The organism is Pantoea sp. C8B4, assembly GCF_051336905.1.
Lineage (GTDB): Bacteria > Pseudomonadota > Gammaproteobacteria > Enterobacterales > Enterobacteriaceae > Pantoea > Pantoea rwandensis_B.
The window spans coordinates 166,848-182,114 of the sequence record NZ_JBGMNK010000003.1; the positions used below are offsets into that span (position 1 = coordinate 166,848).

The 15,267-nt window shown below is 55.0% G+C and carries 15 protein-coding genes and 1 tRNA gene; 14 read left to right on the forward strand and 2 right to left on the reverse strand.

What is annotated here, in order from left to right; translation table 11 throughout:
- Nucleotides 1-25 precede the first annotated feature (25 nt).
- From ACCW76_RS05435 to ACCW76_RS05465, 7 genes are all read left to right on the forward strand, one after another.
- Entirely contained in the window at nucleotides 26-1,726 is a 1,701-nt protein-coding gene (locus ACCW76_RS05435; protein ID WP_436337964.1) for a protein-disulfide reductase DsbD, read from the forward strand.
- A 66-nt stretch (nucleotides 1,727-1,792) separates the two neighbouring features.
- Nucleotides 1,793-2,371 carry a division control transcriptional repressor DicD gene (gene dicD, locus ACCW76_RS05440; protein ID WP_038649555.1) on the forward strand — a complete coding sequence of 193 codons (579 nt, stop codon included), beginning with the start codon at nucleotides 1,793-1,795 and terminating at the stop codon, nucleotides 2,369-2,371.
- A 239-nt stretch (nucleotides 2,372-2,610) separates the two neighbouring features.
- Nucleotides 2,611-2,686, forward strand: a tRNA-Phe gene (locus ACCW76_RS05445).
- A 261-nt stretch (nucleotides 2,687-2,947) separates the two neighbouring features.
- The gene (locus ACCW76_RS05450; RefSeq protein ID WP_038643509.1) at nucleotides 2,948-3,277 is read left to right on the forward strand and encodes a helix-turn-helix transcriptional regulator; all 330 of its coding nucleotides are present in this window, start codon (nucleotides 2,948-2,950) and stop codon (nucleotides 3,275-3,277) included.
- Nucleotides 3,271-4,587, forward strand: a complete 1,317-nt coding sequence (locus ACCW76_RS05455; protein WP_436337965.1) for a type II toxin-antitoxin system HipA family toxin — start codon at nucleotides 3,271-3,273, stop codon at nucleotides 4,585-4,587. The genes ACCW76_RS05450 and ACCW76_RS05455 overlap by 7 nt, the downstream gene beginning before the upstream one ends.
- A gap of 157 nt (nucleotides 4,588-4,744) precedes the next feature.
- Nucleotides 4,745-5,569, forward strand: a complete 825-nt coding sequence (locus ACCW76_RS05460) for an SDR family oxidoreductase (RefSeq protein WP_436337966.1) — start codon at nucleotides 4,745-4,747, stop codon at nucleotides 5,567-5,569.
- A 329-nt stretch (nucleotides 5,570-5,898) separates the two neighbouring features.
- Nucleotides 5,899-6,594, forward strand: a complete 696-nt coding sequence (locus ACCW76_RS05465) for an RraA family protein (RefSeq protein ID WP_038643513.1) — start codon at nucleotides 5,899-5,901, stop codon at nucleotides 6,592-6,594.
- 96 nt (nucleotides 6,595-6,690) lie between these two features.
- Here the strand turns inward: ACCW76_RS05465 and ACCW76_RS05470 are convergent, their stop codons facing one another.
- The gene (locus ACCW76_RS05470) at nucleotides 6,691-7,611 is read right to left on the reverse strand and encodes a DMT family transporter (RefSeq protein WP_200538041.1); all 921 of its coding nucleotides are present in this window, start codon (nucleotides 7,609-7,611) and stop codon (nucleotides 6,691-6,693) included.
- A 259-nt stretch (nucleotides 7,612-7,870) separates the two neighbouring features.
- Between ACCW76_RS05470 and ACCW76_RS05475 the strand changes: the two genes are divergently transcribed.
- Genes ACCW76_RS05475 through ACCW76_RS05490 form a run of 4 tightly spaced genes read left to right on the forward strand, consistent with a single transcriptional unit; the run spans nucleotide 7,871 to nucleotide 11,198 of the window.
- Complete coding sequence (locus tag ACCW76_RS05475) at nucleotides 7,871-8,710, forward strand: transporter substrate-binding domain-containing protein (RefSeq protein WP_436337967.1); 840 nt, start codon at nucleotides 7,871-7,873, stop codon at nucleotides 8,708-8,710.
- Nucleotides 8,711-8,721: 11 nt separating this feature from the next.
- On the forward strand, nucleotides 8,722-9,423 hold the full coding sequence (pxpB, locus tag ACCW76_RS05480) for a 5-oxoprolinase subunit PxpB (RefSeq protein ID WP_369800300.1): 702 nt from the start codon (nucleotides 8,722-8,724) through the stop codon (nucleotides 9,421-9,423).
- On the forward strand, nucleotides 9,420-10,406 hold the full coding sequence (locus tag ACCW76_RS05485) for a biotin-dependent carboxyltransferase family protein (RefSeq protein ID WP_436337968.1): 987 nt from the start codon (nucleotides 9,420-9,422) through the stop codon (nucleotides 10,404-10,406). The genes pxpB and ACCW76_RS05485 overlap by 4 nt, the downstream gene beginning before the upstream one ends.
- Before the next feature lie 21 nt (nucleotides 10,407-10,427).
- Nucleotides 10,428-11,198, forward strand: a complete 771-nt coding sequence (locus ACCW76_RS05490) for a 5-oxoprolinase subunit PxpA (RefSeq protein ID WP_436337969.1) — start codon at nucleotides 10,428-10,430, stop codon at nucleotides 11,196-11,198.
- A gap of 61 nt (nucleotides 11,199-11,259) precedes the next feature.
- Here ACCW76_RS05490 and ACCW76_RS05495 read toward each other — a convergent pair whose 3' ends face one another.
- Nucleotides 11,260-12,462 carry a pyridoxal phosphate-dependent aminotransferase gene (locus ACCW76_RS05495; protein WP_436337970.1) on the reverse strand — a complete coding sequence of 401 codons (1,203 nt, stop codon included), beginning with the start codon at nucleotides 12,460-12,462 and terminating at the stop codon, nucleotides 11,260-11,262.
- Nucleotides 12,463-12,917: 455 nt separating this feature from the next.
- Here ACCW76_RS05495 and nac point away from each other — a divergent pair, with 455 nt between their 5' ends.
- The 3 genes from nac (at nucleotide 12,918) to ACCW76_RS05510 (ending at nucleotide 15,256) form a co-directional block, all read left to right on the forward strand.
- Nucleotides 12,918-13,841 (forward strand): nitrogen assimilation transcriptional regulator NAC, encoded by a 924-nt coding sequence (nac, locus tag ACCW76_RS05500; protein WP_034826712.1) that lies wholly within the window; start codon nucleotides 12,918-12,920, stop codon nucleotides 13,839-13,841.
- Nucleotides 13,842-13,955: 114 nt separating this feature from the next.
- Nucleotides 13,956-14,372 carry an acetyl-CoA carboxylase biotin carboxyl carrier protein gene (locus ACCW76_RS05505; RefSeq protein ID WP_436337971.1) on the forward strand — a complete coding sequence of 139 codons (417 nt, stop codon included), beginning with the start codon at nucleotides 13,956-13,958 and terminating at the stop codon, nucleotides 14,370-14,372.
- A gap of 131 nt (nucleotides 14,373-14,503) precedes the next feature.
- The gene (locus ACCW76_RS05510) at nucleotides 14,504-15,256 is read left to right on the forward strand and encodes an SDR family oxidoreductase (RefSeq protein ID WP_038643522.1); all 753 of its coding nucleotides are present in this window, start codon (nucleotides 14,504-14,506) and stop codon (nucleotides 15,254-15,256) included.
- The last annotated feature ends 11 nt before the right edge of the window (nucleotides 15,257-15,267 follow it).

Genomic DNA, 15,267 nt, shown 5'->3' on the forward strand with positions numbered 1-15,267 from the left:
CGCCACCGGAGCTGATTACATCCTCATGGCTGCACGACTTTCTCGCCTGATGGGCCTTTGCCTCGCATTGCTGTTTTGCTTTTCAGCACAGGCCAATATCTTCTCACCTAACAATAACAGCCGCTTTGTGCCGGTGGATCAGGCCTTTGGCTTCGATTTCAGCCAGCAGGGCAACCAACTCACACTGAGCTGGAAGGTGAAGGACGGCTATTACCTTTATCGTCAGCAGATTCATGTGACGCCGCAGAAAGCACAGATGGCACCGCTGGCTCTGCCGTCAGGACAGCCGCATGAGGATGAGTTCTTCGGCAAAAGCGAAATCTATCCGCAGGATTTACAGCTGCCGATCACTCTGCATCAGGCTGAGTCCGGTGCCACGCTCACGGTGACCTATCAGGGCTGTGCGGCCGCCGGTTTCTGCTACCCGCCCGAAACCCGCTCAGTGCCGCTCACCCCGGTTGCCGCCAATCACGATGCACCCGCCGTGAACGCGCAGCCTGCGCAACAGCGTACGCCACTGCCGTTTTCACCGCTGTGGGCGCTGCTGATTGGCATCGGCGTCGCCTTCACGCCGTGCGTATTGCCGATGTATCCGCTGATCTCCAGTATCATCCTCGGTGGCCAGCGTCGCTACTCTGCTGGACGCCTGTTCGCGCTGGCGATGGTCTATGTGCAAGGGATGGCGTTGACCTATACCGTGCTCGGCATGGTGGTGGCCGCTGCAGGGTTGCGTTTCCAGGCTGCGCTGCAGCATCCATACGTATTAATTGGCCTGTCAGTGCTGTTCATGGTGCTGGCGTTGTCGATGTTTGGCCTGTTCTCACTGCAACTGCCTTCCCGTCTGCAAACACGCCTGACGCTGTGGAGCAACCGTCAGCAAGGCGGTTCATTGCCGGGCGTATTTATGATGGGCGCACTGGCGGGATTGATCTGCTCGCCCTGCACCACCGCGCCGCTGAGTGCCATTCTGCTGTATATCGCGCAAAGCGGTAATCTGTGGGCCGGTGCGGGCACGCTGTGGCTGTATGCCTTCGGCATGGGCCTGCCGCTGATCGCAGTCACGATGTTTGGTAATAAACTGCTGCCCAAAAGCGGGCCGTGGATGCAAAGCGTCAAAGAAGGTTTCGGCTTTGTGATTCTGGCGCTGCCGGTATTCTTACTGGAGCGGGTCATCGGCGATATCTGGGGCCTGCGTCTGTGGAGCCTGCTCGGCGTGGCCTTCTTTGCCTGGGCGTTTAGCCTCAGCCTGCGCGCTAATGGCAAATGGCGCATTCTGCAAATTGTGATGCTGGCGGCAGCACTGGTGGTCGCGCGTCCGTTGCAGGATTGGGCCTTTGGCAGCAGCGCCACTGCGCAATCTGTCGCACATCTGCCGTTCAAAACGGTGGCCAGCAGCGAGCAGCTTGATAACGCATTGCAGCAGGCACAAGGCCGCATCACCATGGTCGATCTCTACGCTGACTGGTGTGTGGCCTGCAAAGAGTTTGAGAAATATACCTTCAGCGATGAAGCCGTGCGTGCCGACTTAAGCCAGCTGCAATTGCTGCAAGCTAACGTCACCGCAAATAATGCACAGGATAACGCCCTGTTGCAGCATTTACAGGTATTAGGCTTGCCCACCATTCTGTTCTTTGATGCGCAAGGCAAAGAAATCCCTGACTCACGCGTCACCGGTTTCCTTAACGCTGCCGACTTCCGCACGCATTTGCACAATCTGTCGCGTTAAACGACACTGGTTGCAGGACACTGCCCGTTCGTGCGCGAGCGGGCCCGCACTCCAGAGGAGAGTCATTTGCAACGTGAACAGATTCTTGAGCATGCGCTGAATGTGCTTGAGCAAAGCGGCCTTGCCGCCACCACTTCCCTGCAGCAACTGGCGGGGGAAACCGGATTAGCACCCGAACATCTTGAACGATATTGGCCCGATCGCGATGCCCTGCTGTATGACGCGCTGCGCTATCACGGTCAGCAGATTGACAGCTGGCGCCGCCAGATACAGCTTAATGAACATCTCACGGCCCAACAAAAACTGCTGGCGCGCTATGACGTGTTATCCGAACACGTGAGCAAAGGACGTTTTCCTGGCTGCCTGTTTATCGCCGCCTGCAGCTTCTATCCGCAGCCTGACCAACCTGTGCATCAGCTTGCCGAGCAGCAGAAACGCAGCTCATGGCAGTTCACTCATGAGATTCTGGTGGATTTAGCACTGGATAACCCAACCATGGTGGCCGATCAAATGGAGCTGATTCTTGAAGGTTGTCTGAGCAAACTGTTGGTGAAACGCAACGTGCAGGATGTCGCCACCGCGCGTCGTCTGGCGGAAGATGTGCTAAGCATTGCGCTGTGCCGGCAGAATGGGGCATTAACCTGAACAAAAGGCTGCGGCAGAGTCGTCCGTTTAACCCGCGACAACATACAATCTTGCAGTCAACCTTATCGCCAGTTCAGGTGGAGATACTGCGAGCCTCTTCACGGCCAATACGATCGCCGATGCGCACGTTGAGATTTTGCACGACCTGCCTGAAAAGCAAGCAATCAGTCACGATTGCTACGCTTTTTTGACGAAAGCCGTTGACGGCTGAAAGCCATTAAGGTTTAATGCGCCCCGTTGCCCGGATAGCTCAGTCGGTAGAGCAGGGGATTGAAAATCCCCGTGTCCGTGGTTCGATTCCGCGTCCGGGCACCAACATTCTGAAAACCCAGCTTATGGCTGGGTTTTTGCTTTTCTGCGTTTGTCATTTCTAAACCGGATCCAATTTTCAAATCCCCCTCTCGACTTGATTATGTCCCATTTTATGGACTTAAATCTCCTTACAGTCACATAAAGTGCAATATAAGGGACTTTATAAAGCATCCGCTTATCATGACAATAATCCGATAGAGTTCTATAATTAGGACATTAAAAGCTTAACAGACGATAAAGTGTCTTCATTGGGACTTTAAAGATATGACTACTCCTTCCGCATCCGCTCTGGCAGAGGACATCGGCCAGAGACTCAAGCAGGCCCGTCTTAATCGTGACTTAACGCAAACGGAGGTTGCTGAGCGCGCAGGTATTGCACGAAAGTCTGTGCTCAATGCTGAAAAAGGAAAAGCGCAGTTCGATGTCTTTATCGCCATCATGATAGCGTTGGAGCTCACAGAAAAGCTGGAGCTGTTTCTGCCACGTCAGGAAATATCCCCGATTCAACTTGCAAAGTTGCAGGGTAAACAAAGGCGTAGAGCTTCAGGGCAACGTAAAGATAAACCGCTCAGGGAGGGAACGTCAGAATGGTAATGGAAGTTATCAATGTTACCTATGCACAACAAGAGGTGGGCGCAGTTAGTTTCGATTTAGAAAAAGGATCGGGGGCATTTGAATATGCACCCAACTTTATCAAACAAGGAATAGAACTTTCTCCTCTCAAAATGCCGCTGGCAACACAAATCTACAGTTTCCCTGAGCTTGCGTTTACGACCTTTAAAGGACTACCCGGTTTGATTGCCGACTCATTACCAGATGATTTTGGTAACGCAGTGCTCAATGCCTGGGTAGCGGGCCAGGGTAAACAACCTGGCGACATTACACCATTGCAACGGCTGCAATACACGGGCAAGCGCGGTATGGGTGCGTTGGAGTACACCCCAGCGACAAAACTTCGCAGTCTCAATGCCTCAAACCCGATTGAAATAGCCTCCCTTATCGTTATCGCACAGGAAATCCTTGATGCCCGAGGAGCCTTCTCAGCAACGCTTCATCGAGACGGAGAGGAGGATCGTGAAGCCATGCTTTCGCTGTTATCAGTGGGCATGAGTGCGGGTGGAGCAAGGCCTAAAGCTGTTCTCGCATTTAATAAAGATTTCACCCAAGTGCGGTCTGGTCAGGCCATGGTCCCGGATGATTACACACACTACTTGATGAAATTTGATGGCGTGAGTGAACATAATCGCAGTCAGGAAACCTTTGGTGATCCATTGGGATTTGGGGCCATGGAGTACGTTTATTATCAAATGGCAACAGCCTGTGGTATCGAGATGATGCATTCGCAATTATTGTCGGAAGGTCATCGGCGCCATTTCATAACTCAGCGCTTTGACCGTATTGGAAATCACAAAATCCATGTACAGACTCTGAATGGACTGGCCCATGTCGATTATAAAAAGCCCGGCTCATTTTCTTATGCAGAGCTGTTCAGCGTAGCGCGACAGCTCAAGCTTCCCGCGCTTGATGCAGAACAGCTAATAAAAAGGATGGTCTTTAATATTGTGGCACGCAACCATGACGATCATGCCAAGAACTTTGCTTTCATGCTGAAGGACAACAAATGGCAATTGGCTCCAGCTTACGATCTGGCCTACAGCTATAAACCCGGTAGTAAGTGGGTTAACAGCCATTGGATGACATTGAATGGTAAACGCGATGATTTCACCCGCAATGACTTCTACGCATTAGAAAAAATAAGCCCACTCTTCAACAAACGCAATCTGGATCGGGTCATTGATGAAACAGTCGAAGCTGTGGCGCAGTGGCCTCTTCTCGCTCGTGATCAGGAAGTGCCCAATTCATTGATTGCCGAGGTCAGCAATAACCTGCGTTTGTCACTCTGAGTCATCGGCTGTTTCAGCTTAATGATTAAACAGCATTGTACCGGGATTGATAACCCATGAGCAGCATTCATAAGCTCATGCCAATTGCCCCTACAGTCATCAGAGGCCTTCCCCGCTATGCTTGCCGCATCACTCATTACTCAAGGCGGGAGACACAATGAAAGAGATTATGGTGGTTATCGGGGCAGGTGCGATTGGACAAGCTATCGCGCGTCGCGTGAGCCAGGGTAAAACGGTGCTGCTGGCAGACCTCAACACGGAAAACTGCGCAGCCGCCGCACAAAGCTTACGTGATGCAGGCTTTCCAGTAGAAACCAGCCAGGTCGATGTCAGTTCGCGTCAATCGATTCAACATCTGGTGCAGCAGGCCACTGCACTGGGCGCCATCAAAGGTGTGATTCATTCTGCGGGTGTCTCGCCTTCTCAGGCTAGTCCCGCCACCATTTTGCAGGTCGATCTCTACGGTACGGCCGTGGTGCTGGAAGAGTTCGGTCCGCACATCGCGTCAGGCGGTTGCGGAATCGTGATTGCTTCGCAATCCGGGCACCGACTGCCTGCGCTCACGGTAGAACAAAACGAAGCGTTAGCCATCACGCCAACAGAGGATTTGCTCAGCCTGCCATTTTTGCAGAACACCGCATTCAGCGATCCTTTGCTGGCCTATCAATATGCCAAACGCGGCAACGCTCTGCGTGTGATGGCCGAAGCGGCGAAATGGGGCCAGCGTGGCGCGCGCGTCAACAGCATCAGCCCTGGCATCATCTTTACGCCCCTGGCAAATGATGAACTGAATGGCCCACGCGGTGCGGGCTATCGCAATATGCTGGCAAAATCACCGGTCGGCCGAGGCGGAACCGCCGACGAAGTTGCCGCGCTGGCCGCCCTCATCATGGGGCCTGAAGGCGGCTATATCAGCGGCAGTGATTTTCTGATGGATGGTGGCGTGACGGCATCTTATTGGTACGGTGATTTGAAACCCTGATTCACTTCCCCGCCGAATATCTTCTTCGGCGGGCTAAATAAATAATATGCAATACGCTCAGCCATACTTTAAAAGTATTTAGCCATAACAATATCCAATAAAATTATTAATCAGCGATTTAAATAGGGTGGGAATATTATTTCGTGATCCTGATTTTATTCGCTGTAACACCGTATTCGTAACACACCGCTAATCCCTTACACTCTCCTGAATTCAGTGGATTATCCATTCCCTGATCATCTGAAAATAAAACTCAGTTTATTAACCGGCGAGATTCGCTGGTCATCATTTATCGATTACAAGTTAATAACCCTGACAGGAGAAATAAAATGACCGCAGGAAATCGTATTTATTTACGCCGCCCATCCGATGCCGAACCCTTACTGGAAGCGTTCCGCCGTTTACCCGCTGCGGTAGTCGCCGACTGCATGAGTCGCTTGCCTGCACTATCCGCAGAGATCAGCCTGAAAACTGCGCCTAAAGCCCCCATCATGTGCGGCCTGGCAGTTACCGTGAAGGCACGCTCTGGCGATAACCTGATGTTGCATAAAGCGCTGGATATGGCCGGGCCGAACGATGTAATTATCCTGTCGAATGAGGGTGACCGCAGCCAATCATTGATGGGTGAAGTGATGGCCACTTACGCCAGACAGCGCGGCATGGCAGGCATCGTTCTGGATGGTCCGGTACGCGATATTGAGGGTTTATCCCGCATGGATTTTCCGATTTATGCCGCCGGACACACGCCTGGCGGCCCTTTCAAAGATGGTCCAGGCGAAATCAACGTGCCGATTGCCTGCGGTAAAATTCACGTTTCACCGGGTGATATCGTTTTGGGCGATGCCGATGGGGTGATCGTCATTCCGCGCCAGGATGCCGCGCGCATTCTCGAAGCGGCACAAGCTTACTTGATCGTCGATGAACATAACTTTGAACTGGCGAAAACCGGTTCTCTGGAACGCGGTTGGCTGGCGGAAGCACTGCAAAACAAGCAGGTGGAAATTATCGATGATGTCTATCGGTAACGTGCCAGCATGACAGCGAAGAATTGCAAAGGTCATCATCCATGGTGGCCTGTCTTTCGCTGAGCGCGCAGCTAAACAACCCGCTATAGCACCGCATCACGGCGTACTACTCACTATCGCCAATTTGCGCTGACGATTTTCCCGCCATACCGCAAAGATCCCAGCCAGTGCCACAATCGATGCGCCAAAGAGGGTTGTCGTGCCTGGCAGGCTATTGAGGAACAGATAGCCAATCAGCATCGACCACACCAGCGTAGTGTAATCAAACGGTGCCAGCAGCGAGGCATCAGCATAGCGCAGGCTGAGGGTCACCAGAATTTGGGCCAGACCGCCAAATAGACCACAGCCCACCAACAGCAGCCACTGCAAGCCGGTGGGCTTTACCCAGCCGAAAAATGCCGTTGCCAGGCCAATCAACGTCGTCATCAGAGAAAAATAGAACACGATCGCGCCCGGTTTTTCGATGCCATTCAAAAAACGAATCTGCACATTCGAGGTGGCCGTACAGAGTGCAGCAATCAATGCAAAAGCAACACCAAGGCTGGCCGTGGCGCTACTGGCACCGCCTGCCAGCACGCCGCCGCTAGCCGCAAGACTGGAGGAGAGCATAATCAGAATGCCCGACAATCCGACCACCACGGCCACCCAACGCGACACGCGCACCCGCTCCTTCAACAGCATCGCCGCCATGATCACCGTGAAAAGCGGTGCGGCGTAACTCAATGCGGTGGCATCAGCCAGCGAGATATACACCAGCGCCAGATAGTTAAAATACATGCCGCCGGTGCCAGAGAAACCACGAATGAAATGGCCAAACAGATTACGCGTTTTGAGATTCTCCAGCACGTTACCCTGCATTTTCAGCCAGATTAACAGTGGAAATAGCGCGATAAAGCTGCGGAAAAAAATCACTTCGCCGGTGGGGATAGCACCGTTCAGACCTTTAACACAGGCCAGCATCAGCGTGGCGCTGAGTGCGGCGAATATCTTTAATAACACGCCTAATCGGGGATTCATGCTCTCACTCTTCTCTCTCTACCACGTGCAATCGGCGGGGTCGCCGAGAGGACAACGCGGCTTACACTAGGGAGAAAAATGTGCGCTGGATAACACTTTTTCGCTCTGCCTGAATAGAAATAACTTATCGCCATCGGTCATATCATTTCCCTATTGCATAACACGCTTTCCCTCTTTTTCGCCGCAAAACAAAGCCGATATAGTCCAGAAAAGCGAGATTTTGCGCTCCTAAGCAGTATCCACCCTTGAGGGAATGCACATGACCATGAAAAAACTGACCACCCTTGGCTTGGCAATGCTGCCGTTGCTGGCTGTTTCGGCGGCGCAGGCAGATATGATGGCGAACATTAAATCGAGCGGTGAACTGAAATGCGCCGTTTACTCCGACGTACCGCCCTTCTCTTCGCCAGATCCGCAAACGCGTCAGCTGGCTGGCATGGATATCGACCTGTGTAACGCTCTGGCCAGGCAGATGAACGTCAAACTGACTCTGGTGCCGACCTCTGTTGAAGCGCGTATCGCGGTGATCGCCACCGGCCGTGCCGATGTATTGATTGCTAACCTGGCCTACACCAAAACGCGTGGCAATCAGATCCAGTTCAGCGATCCTTACTACGTGGCGAAAGAGATGCTGCTGGTGAAAGCGCCGCTGGCAGATAAGCCACTGGACTATTTCAAAGGCAAACGTATCAGCGCCACCAAGGGCACCACGTCCGAGCAATCGATCCACATCAAAGGCGGTAAAGCCGTCACCTTCCAGGATTCTGCCTCCGCCTTCCTGGCACTGGAGCAGAACAAATCGGTGGGCTTTGTCACTAACACCATGACCGGGATGAAAACCATCGCCCAGGCGAAAAAAGACGGCATCAATCTGGCGATGGTGAAAGAGCCGATGGCGCTGGAACCGATTGGTGTCGGCATGAAAAAGGATGAGCCTGCCCTGCTGGCCAGCGTTAACAGCGGCCTGAAAGCGATGGACGACGATGGCACCATCGACAAAATCTGGAACACCTGGATCGGACCAAATACCGAATACAAAATGGTGCGCGAAGAGCGCGTGCAGCCGCTCTCCAGCCTGAAATTTGAAGCACTGGAATAATCATGCCCGTGATGTCGCAACCGGATATCCAGCCCGCCAGCGCATCTGCGCTGGCTTGTTCCTCTTCGATTACGCTCTCCACCATCGGTGCCCGCGCGTGGCTGGTGGAAGCACCGGGCGGATTCGATCTCTCCGCTCAACGCCGCATCTGGTCACTGGCACGTTTGCTGCAGGCGGATGAGGCGGTTGAAGCCTTGATTCCCGGCGTCACCAATCTGCTGGTGCTGTTCCGACACATCCCCCAGGACGAAGCGGCCATACGTGCCTCGCTGCATGCCGCCTGGGATCAAGCGCAGGCGATCAGTCCGCAGGGCAAACTGATTGAAATCCCGGTCTATTACGGCGGCGAGCACGCCACCGATCTGGATGCGGTTTGCCGTCACACCGGATTCAGCGCACGCGAAGTGGTGCGCCGTCACCATCAGAGCGAATACACCGTGTTTGCTCTCGGCAGCGCGCCGGGCTTTGGTTACTTGCATGGGCTCGATCCGCAATTAGCCACGCCACGCAAAAAAGTCCCATCGCTCAGCATGTTGAAAGGTACCGTTACCATTGGCGGCGCCCAGGCGGGTGTCTCTGCACTGACTGGCCCCAACGGCTGGAACGCCATCGGTTTTGCCGAGCTGGAAGTGTTTGATCCTCTGGCTGAGTCCCCCGCGCTGATGGCACCGGGCGATCGTATCCGTTTTCTGCCGCAGAGGATTGAACTGTGATCGAAATTGAACAGAGCGGCGCCCTGAACACCGTTCAGGATCTGGGGCGTTTCAACTTCCGCCATATGGGTGTCTCGGTCAGCGGCGTAATGGACCCGCTGGCACTGCGCGCCGGAAATCTGCTGCTCGGCAATGAAGAAAATGCCGCCGCCATTGAAGTTCAGCTGTTCCCATTCCGTGTGCGTTTTTTGCAGGACAGCAGCATTGCGGTAACAGGTGCGGATTGCCGCGCCACTTTAGACGGTGTGCCGTTGCTGCCCTGGTGGGGCTGCGGCGTGCGTGCCGGACAGGTGCTGGAAATGCGTTACCCGCGCAGTGGCGCACGCGGGTATCTCTGTATAGCAGGCGGCATTGATGTGCCAATGGTGCTGGGATCGCGCAGCACGGCACTGCGCGGCGGCTTTGGTGGTTTGGAAGGCCGCCCACTGCAGCGTGGCGACCGCCTGGCGCTGGGTGAAACACAGGCTTCCCCATTGCCCACCAGCGGTATCGGCATTGAGCCGCCCGACAGCGCCCTGCGTGCACATTTCCCGCGTAACAGCGCAGGTGAGATTCAGTTGCGCGCCATTCCATCCGGCGAATATCCCTTGTTTGCTGCCGATGCCGGTCGCTTCTGGCAGCAATCATGGCAGGTCTCCAATCAAAGCAATCGCACCGGATATCGACTGGCGGGCGATCCGATTTTCCCGTCACAAACCATTGAGATGCGTTCTTACGGGCTCATACCTGGCATTGTGCAGGTGCCGCCCGGCGGCGAGCCGATCATTCAGCTCAGCGATGCCAACACTGCGGGCGGTTATCCCAAGATCGCCGGGGTGATCGAGCAGGATCTGTGGCGTTTAGGACAGGTATTACCCGGCCAATCGATCCAGCTGATCCGGAGCGATACGCGTGAGGCCATCGCCATCGAGCAACAGGTCGCAGGCTGGCTGAGCCGCTTACGTGTGAGCTGCCCACCGCTGCGTAAAGCGTTAACCGCATAATTTTCCGAAGGAACCCAAACCATGAAGATTGATGTGAACTCCGATATGGGCGAAGGCTTCGGCGTTTATCAACTGTGCGATGACGCCGCGCTGATGAAAGTGGTCTCCTCAGCCAATATCGCCTGTGGATTCCACGCGGGCGATCCGGCGATCATGACCCGAATGGTGCGACTGGCCAAAGAGAACGGTGTCGGCATTGGTGCACATCCAGGCTTGCCCGATCGTCAGGGCTTTGGTCGTCGCGAACTGCCGTTCAGTGCCGAAGAGATCTGCCAGCAGGTGGCTTATCAACTTGGCGCGCTGTCAGCGATTGCTCAGGCAGAAGGCACGAAGGTGTCGCACTTTAGCTTCCACGCTGCAATGGGCAATATCGTCAATCGCGACGAGGCATTAGCGCAGCAGGTGATGACGCTCGTCGCCCGTATCAATGCGCATCTGATTGTGTTCGCACAACCCGATACCATCATTGAGCGAGCGGCACAGGCAGCGGGCTTGAAAACCCTGACGCTGTTTCTCGCCGACCGCGCCTACGATGCTCAAGGGCGCTTAGTGCCGCGCGGCATTGCCGGCTCGGTGATCAAAGAGGAAACGGCGCTGCGTGCCCGCGTGCGGCAGTTCCTGCAGCATGGCACTGTCACCACCTTCGAAGGGGAAGTGATAGCTGTCCGCGCGCGTTCGATCCTGGTGCACAGCGATACGCCGGGTTCATTGGCCCTCGCCAGCATCGTACGCAGTGAAATCGAAGCCAGCGGCCATCAGGTGGCACCGGCGGCAGAAGTGCTTGCTCAGTAACGTTTTTTCATCGCCCAAATAAAAATGGCTGCCCATTGGCAGCCATTTTTTCGTTTTCCGCTTATCGACAGCCAGCGCAGAACGCCGCGATGCGATCGCAGCCGGTCTCTAAGCGTTCCATGCTGGTGGCGTAGGACAAGCGGAAGTACGGGCTCATACCATAAGCCGCACCCTGTACGGTGACGACGTGCTGCTCTTCAATCAGCGCCAGCACAAAATCGGCATCGTTGCTGATGAAGCGACCACCCGCACTGGTCTTGCCGATCAATCCTTCAATATTCACAAACAGATAAAACGCGCCTTCTGGCTTATGACAGCGCAGGCCATCAATCGAGGTCAGACGCTCCAGCACGTAATCACGGCGTTCACGGTAAATGCGTGCACGCTCCTGCAACAGATCCTGTGGGCCTTCCAGCACCGCTACCGCCGCCGCCTGCGTCAGGGTACAGACGCCGCCGCTGTTCTGGGTGTTCACGTTGCTCATGGCTTTAATCAGCGGTGCAGGACCGCCGCAGAAGCCCAAACGCCAGCCGGTCATCGAATAAGCTTTCGACACACCGTTCACCGTCAGCACGCGGTCATACAAGCGTGGCTCAACCTGCGCGAGGGTATAAAAACGCACATCGTCGTAGATCAGATGCTCATAGATATCATCCGTCATAATCCACACCTGCGGATGACGCAACAGCACATCACCCAGCGCCAGTAGCTCGGCTTTGCTGGCCACTGAACCGGTTGGGTTGCTCGGATAGTTCAGCAGCAGCCATTTGGTTTTGTCAGTGATCGCCGCATCCAGATCCGCTGGCAGGGGTTTAAAGCCGTTCTCCTGCGCACATGGCAGCGGTACAGGAACACCACCAGCAAATTTCACGATATCGGCATAGCTGATCCATGACGGTGTGGGGATCACCACTTCGTCGCCCGGATTGATGGTCGCCATGATGGCGTTAAAGATGATCTGCTTCGCGCCACCCGCCGTGAGAATCTGGCTCACGTCATACTCCAGCTGGTTGTCCCGCTTGAATTTCAGCTGGATGGCTTTGCGCAGCGCAGGCGTACCGTCGGTCGGTGGATAGCGCGTATCGCCCGCACGTGCAGCAGCGTAGGCGGCTTCAATCGCATGTTCCGGCGTGGGGAAATCCGGTTCGCCGGTAGAAAGTGCTACCACATCAACGCCCTGCGCCGCGAGATCGCGCGCTTTTTGGGTCATGGCAACGGAGGCGGAAACGGTCACATTCTTTAATCGATCGGCTATCTCGGGCATGGTCAATCCTGGGTTCGGGGGTGTCAGTTTTCCCTGAGCATAGGATTAGGGCCGAAGCCACGGATAATAGTGCTTTGTTGTGGTGATATAACACAAAGCGATGACTGGACCGACTGCACACTTCTGCCATAAAGGCAGCAGATTGACTCAGAATTGCGCGACAGGTCACGCCCGCACGCCTGACGGGATGTTAATAAAGTGTTACTTTCTTTCCCGAGTCACATCTCGAACCCACGATTTTCCTTGCCCGTCATTGGCAATGCTGATGGGTCAACTGCACTCATTCGGTGCAGTGCTGCATTTTTCAACACCCGCCATGCCGGCGGCTCACTAGCTCAGCACCAGCCTCAGGAGGCCCGGTAGCCGTACCCTCCTGTCTGAGTTCAATAACGAAAGCTTATCCTGGCATCAACTTTGCTTGAGGAGGATATGCGTTCTGTTTGAGGGAAGTGTCCATGAATCTTCGTCGCCTGAAGTACTTTGTTAAAATTGTTGACGTCGGTAGCCTGACGCAAGCTGCCGATATCCTGCATATTGCCCAACCTGCGTTAAGCCAACAGCTGGCCACGCTGGAAGGTGAAGTGAATCAACAACTGTTGATTCGCACCAAACGCGGCGTCACGCCCACCGAAGCCGGGAAAACACTCTATTCCCATGCCCAGTCTATTTTGCGCCAGTGCGAACAGGCGCAAAGTGCGATTGATCTGGTTGGTGCAGCGCTAAGCGGCAGCGTCTCTGTCGGGCTGGCACCGGGCACAGCGGCGCAAAACCTGGCGCTGCCGCTGATGATGGAAGTGCAGCAACAGCATCCTGGCATCGTGCTCTATTTTAACGAAAATTTCGGCACCACCCTGAGCGAGCTGATCATGAACGGACGTATGGACATGGCGGTGATTTACGATCATCGCACCATCCATGGCCTGCGCTTTATGCCGCTGATGAAAGAGGATTTGTGCTTCGTTTGTCCGTTCAGCCTGGCGAAACCAGTGAAAGAGATCCCACTGTCGCAGGTCGCGCAATATGATCTGTTCCTGCCACGTATCTACAACATCATGCGCAAAGTGCTGGATGACGCCTTCGTGCAGAACAATCTGCAGTACCGTGTGAAGTGCGAAATTGAGTCGCAAACCACCCTGAATGCGGCACTGAGTGCCGGCCTGGGCACCACCATCATGCCGGAATCTGCCGCACGCGCGATGCTGAAAAATGGCGATACCTGGATGGCGAAGATCATCGAGCCGGATGTGCAGGCCTCACTGTCGTTCTGCATGTCAGATCATCTGCCGCTGTCCCAGCCTGCTGAAGCAGTGAAATCGATTCTGCTGTCGCTGATGTCGCGCCGCAACGTGGAGAACCATCCACTGACCCTCGTGGGATAAGACCCGCTTATCACCGCAAAGCGAAACCCTCTTACTGCCCGTCTGACGAACGCGCTAGATTGATTCGGTCTGTTGCCCGCTGCGGCGGGCGTGTTTCGCTTTGACGGGAACCCCATGGAAAAAACTGCGATACCGCTGCCGACGCTGCGTGCGCTGGCGCGCAAGATGCAACGATCCGGCCTCAATAGTCTGGTGTTAGAGGGCAAACAGTGGTCGGTGCGTCTGACGTTTGCCCCGCCCTCTTTCACATCCCCCACGATGATCCCTACGGAGGCGTGTCCGCCCGTGACGCATCGCATTGGCGCGCCGCTACCCGGCACGTTGCTGCGTCGCCATCCACACAGCCAGCAAGATTTTGTCCAGCCGGGGCAGCAAGTTGAAGCTCAGGATCTGCTGGCGATGGTGCAGGTTGGCCCACTGTACGTGCCGGTGTTCAGCCCCTGCAAAGGGCGGGTGCAGCCATTATCTCCTGAAACACGTTCTGTGGTTGAATACGATGAAGAAATCCTTATTCTTCAATCGGATAATTAATTATCGATCCGGTTATAAGGGGCTCTTATCGCCTCACAGTTTTTATGTCTTATGCCCTTGCGGCATAACTGCATAAAGTCAAAAAAGACCCATTACGCCGGAGACACCCCTGGCGAGACGAGGAAACACAAATGCCATTTTCAGATTACAAAACCGCGCTGGTGACGGGCGCATCAGCTGGCATGGGCGAAGCGATTGTTGAGCGCCTGTGCAAAGAAGGGATCACCGTGCACGCGGTGGCGCGTCGCAAGGAACAGCTGGCCGCGCTGGCCGATCGCACCGGCTGCATCCCGCATGCCGTGGATGTCAGTGACGTTAATGCGCTGACTGCGCTGTGCAAAGATCTGGAGATCGATATCCTGGTCAACAATGCAGGTCTCTCTCATCCTGGTTCGATTCTCGAGGCAGACGAAAACGTGGTGGAGACACAAGTGGATGTCAACCTGCGTGCTGTGCTGCACCTGTGCCGCTTGCTGGTACCGGGCATGATGGCGCGTGACCGTGGCCACGTATTCAACATCACCTCGATTGCCGCCATCTACAACTTCAACGGCAACTCGGTGTATCACGCCACCAAAGCCGGGGTACATGCCCTGTCACGCCAGCTGCGCGTGGACTGCTATGGCAAACGTGTGCGCATCACCGAAATCTGCCCAGGTCGTGTGGCCACCGACATCTTTGGCAACGTTTCAGGCGATCACGAGGACGCACGCCGCCGCTTTATCGATGGCTTCGAACTGCCGCAGGCCAAAGATATTGCCGACTGCGTGGCCTTTGCGCTGTCTGCGCCCGTCGCCGTCAACATCGGCAACATCGAAATAACCCCGACGCTGCAGGTGCCGGGCGGTCTTTCCACTATGCGACCGGGCGACCGCACCGCGTAAAACCGTACGAT

Excerpts from the sequence above, each read along its gene's own strand:
- ACCW76_RS05495 (WP_436337970.1), bottom strand. The coding sequence starts at position 12,462 with ATGCCCGAGATAGCCGATCGATTAAAGAATGTGACCGTTTCCGCCTCC.
- ACCW76_RS05460 (WP_436337966.1), top strand. The coding sequence starts at position 4,745 with ATGAAAGAGATTATGGTGGTTATCGGGGCAGGTGCGATTGGACAAGCT.
- ACCW76_RS05490 (WP_436337969.1), top strand. The coding sequence starts at position 10,428 with ATGAAGATTGATGTGAACTCCGATATGGGCGAAGGCTTCGGCGTTTAT.
- ACCW76_RS05465 (WP_038643513.1), top strand. The coding sequence starts at position 5,899 with ATGACCGCAGGAAATCGTATTTATTTACGCCGCCCATCCGATGCCGAA.
- ACCW76_RS05435 (WP_436337964.1), top strand. The coding sequence starts at position 26 with ATGGCTGCACGACTTTCTCGCCTGATGGGCCTTTGCCTCGCATTGCTG.
- ACCW76_RS05510 (WP_038643522.1), top strand. The coding sequence starts at position 14,504 with ATGCCATTTTCAGATTACAAAACCGCGCTGGTGACGGGCGCATCAGCT.
- nac (WP_034826712.1), top strand. The coding sequence starts at position 12,918 with ATGAATCTTCGTCGCCTGAAGTACTTTGTTAAAATTGTTGACGTCGGT.
- pxpB (WP_369800300.1), top strand. The coding sequence starts at position 8,722 with ATGTCGCAACCGGATATCCAGCCCGCCAGCGCATCTGCGCTGGCTTGT.
- ACCW76_RS05470 (WP_200538041.1), bottom strand. The coding sequence starts at position 7,611 with ATGAATCCCCGATTAGGCGTGTTATTAAAGATATTCGCCGCACTCAGC.
- ACCW76_RS05475 (WP_436337967.1), top strand. The coding sequence starts at position 7,871 with ATGACCATGAAAAAACTGACCACCCTTGGCTTGGCAATGCTGCCGTTG.
- ACCW76_RS05505 (WP_436337971.1), top strand. The coding sequence starts at position 13,956 with ATGGAAAAAACTGCGATACCGCTGCCGACGCTGCGTGCGCTGGCGCGC.
- ACCW76_RS05455 (WP_436337965.1), top strand. The coding sequence starts at position 3,271 with ATGGTAATGGAAGTTATCAATGTTACCTATGCACAACAAGAGGTGGGC.
- ACCW76_RS05450 (WP_038643509.1), top strand. The coding sequence starts at position 2,948 with ATGACTACTCCTTCCGCATCCGCTCTGGCAGAGGACATCGGCCAGAGA.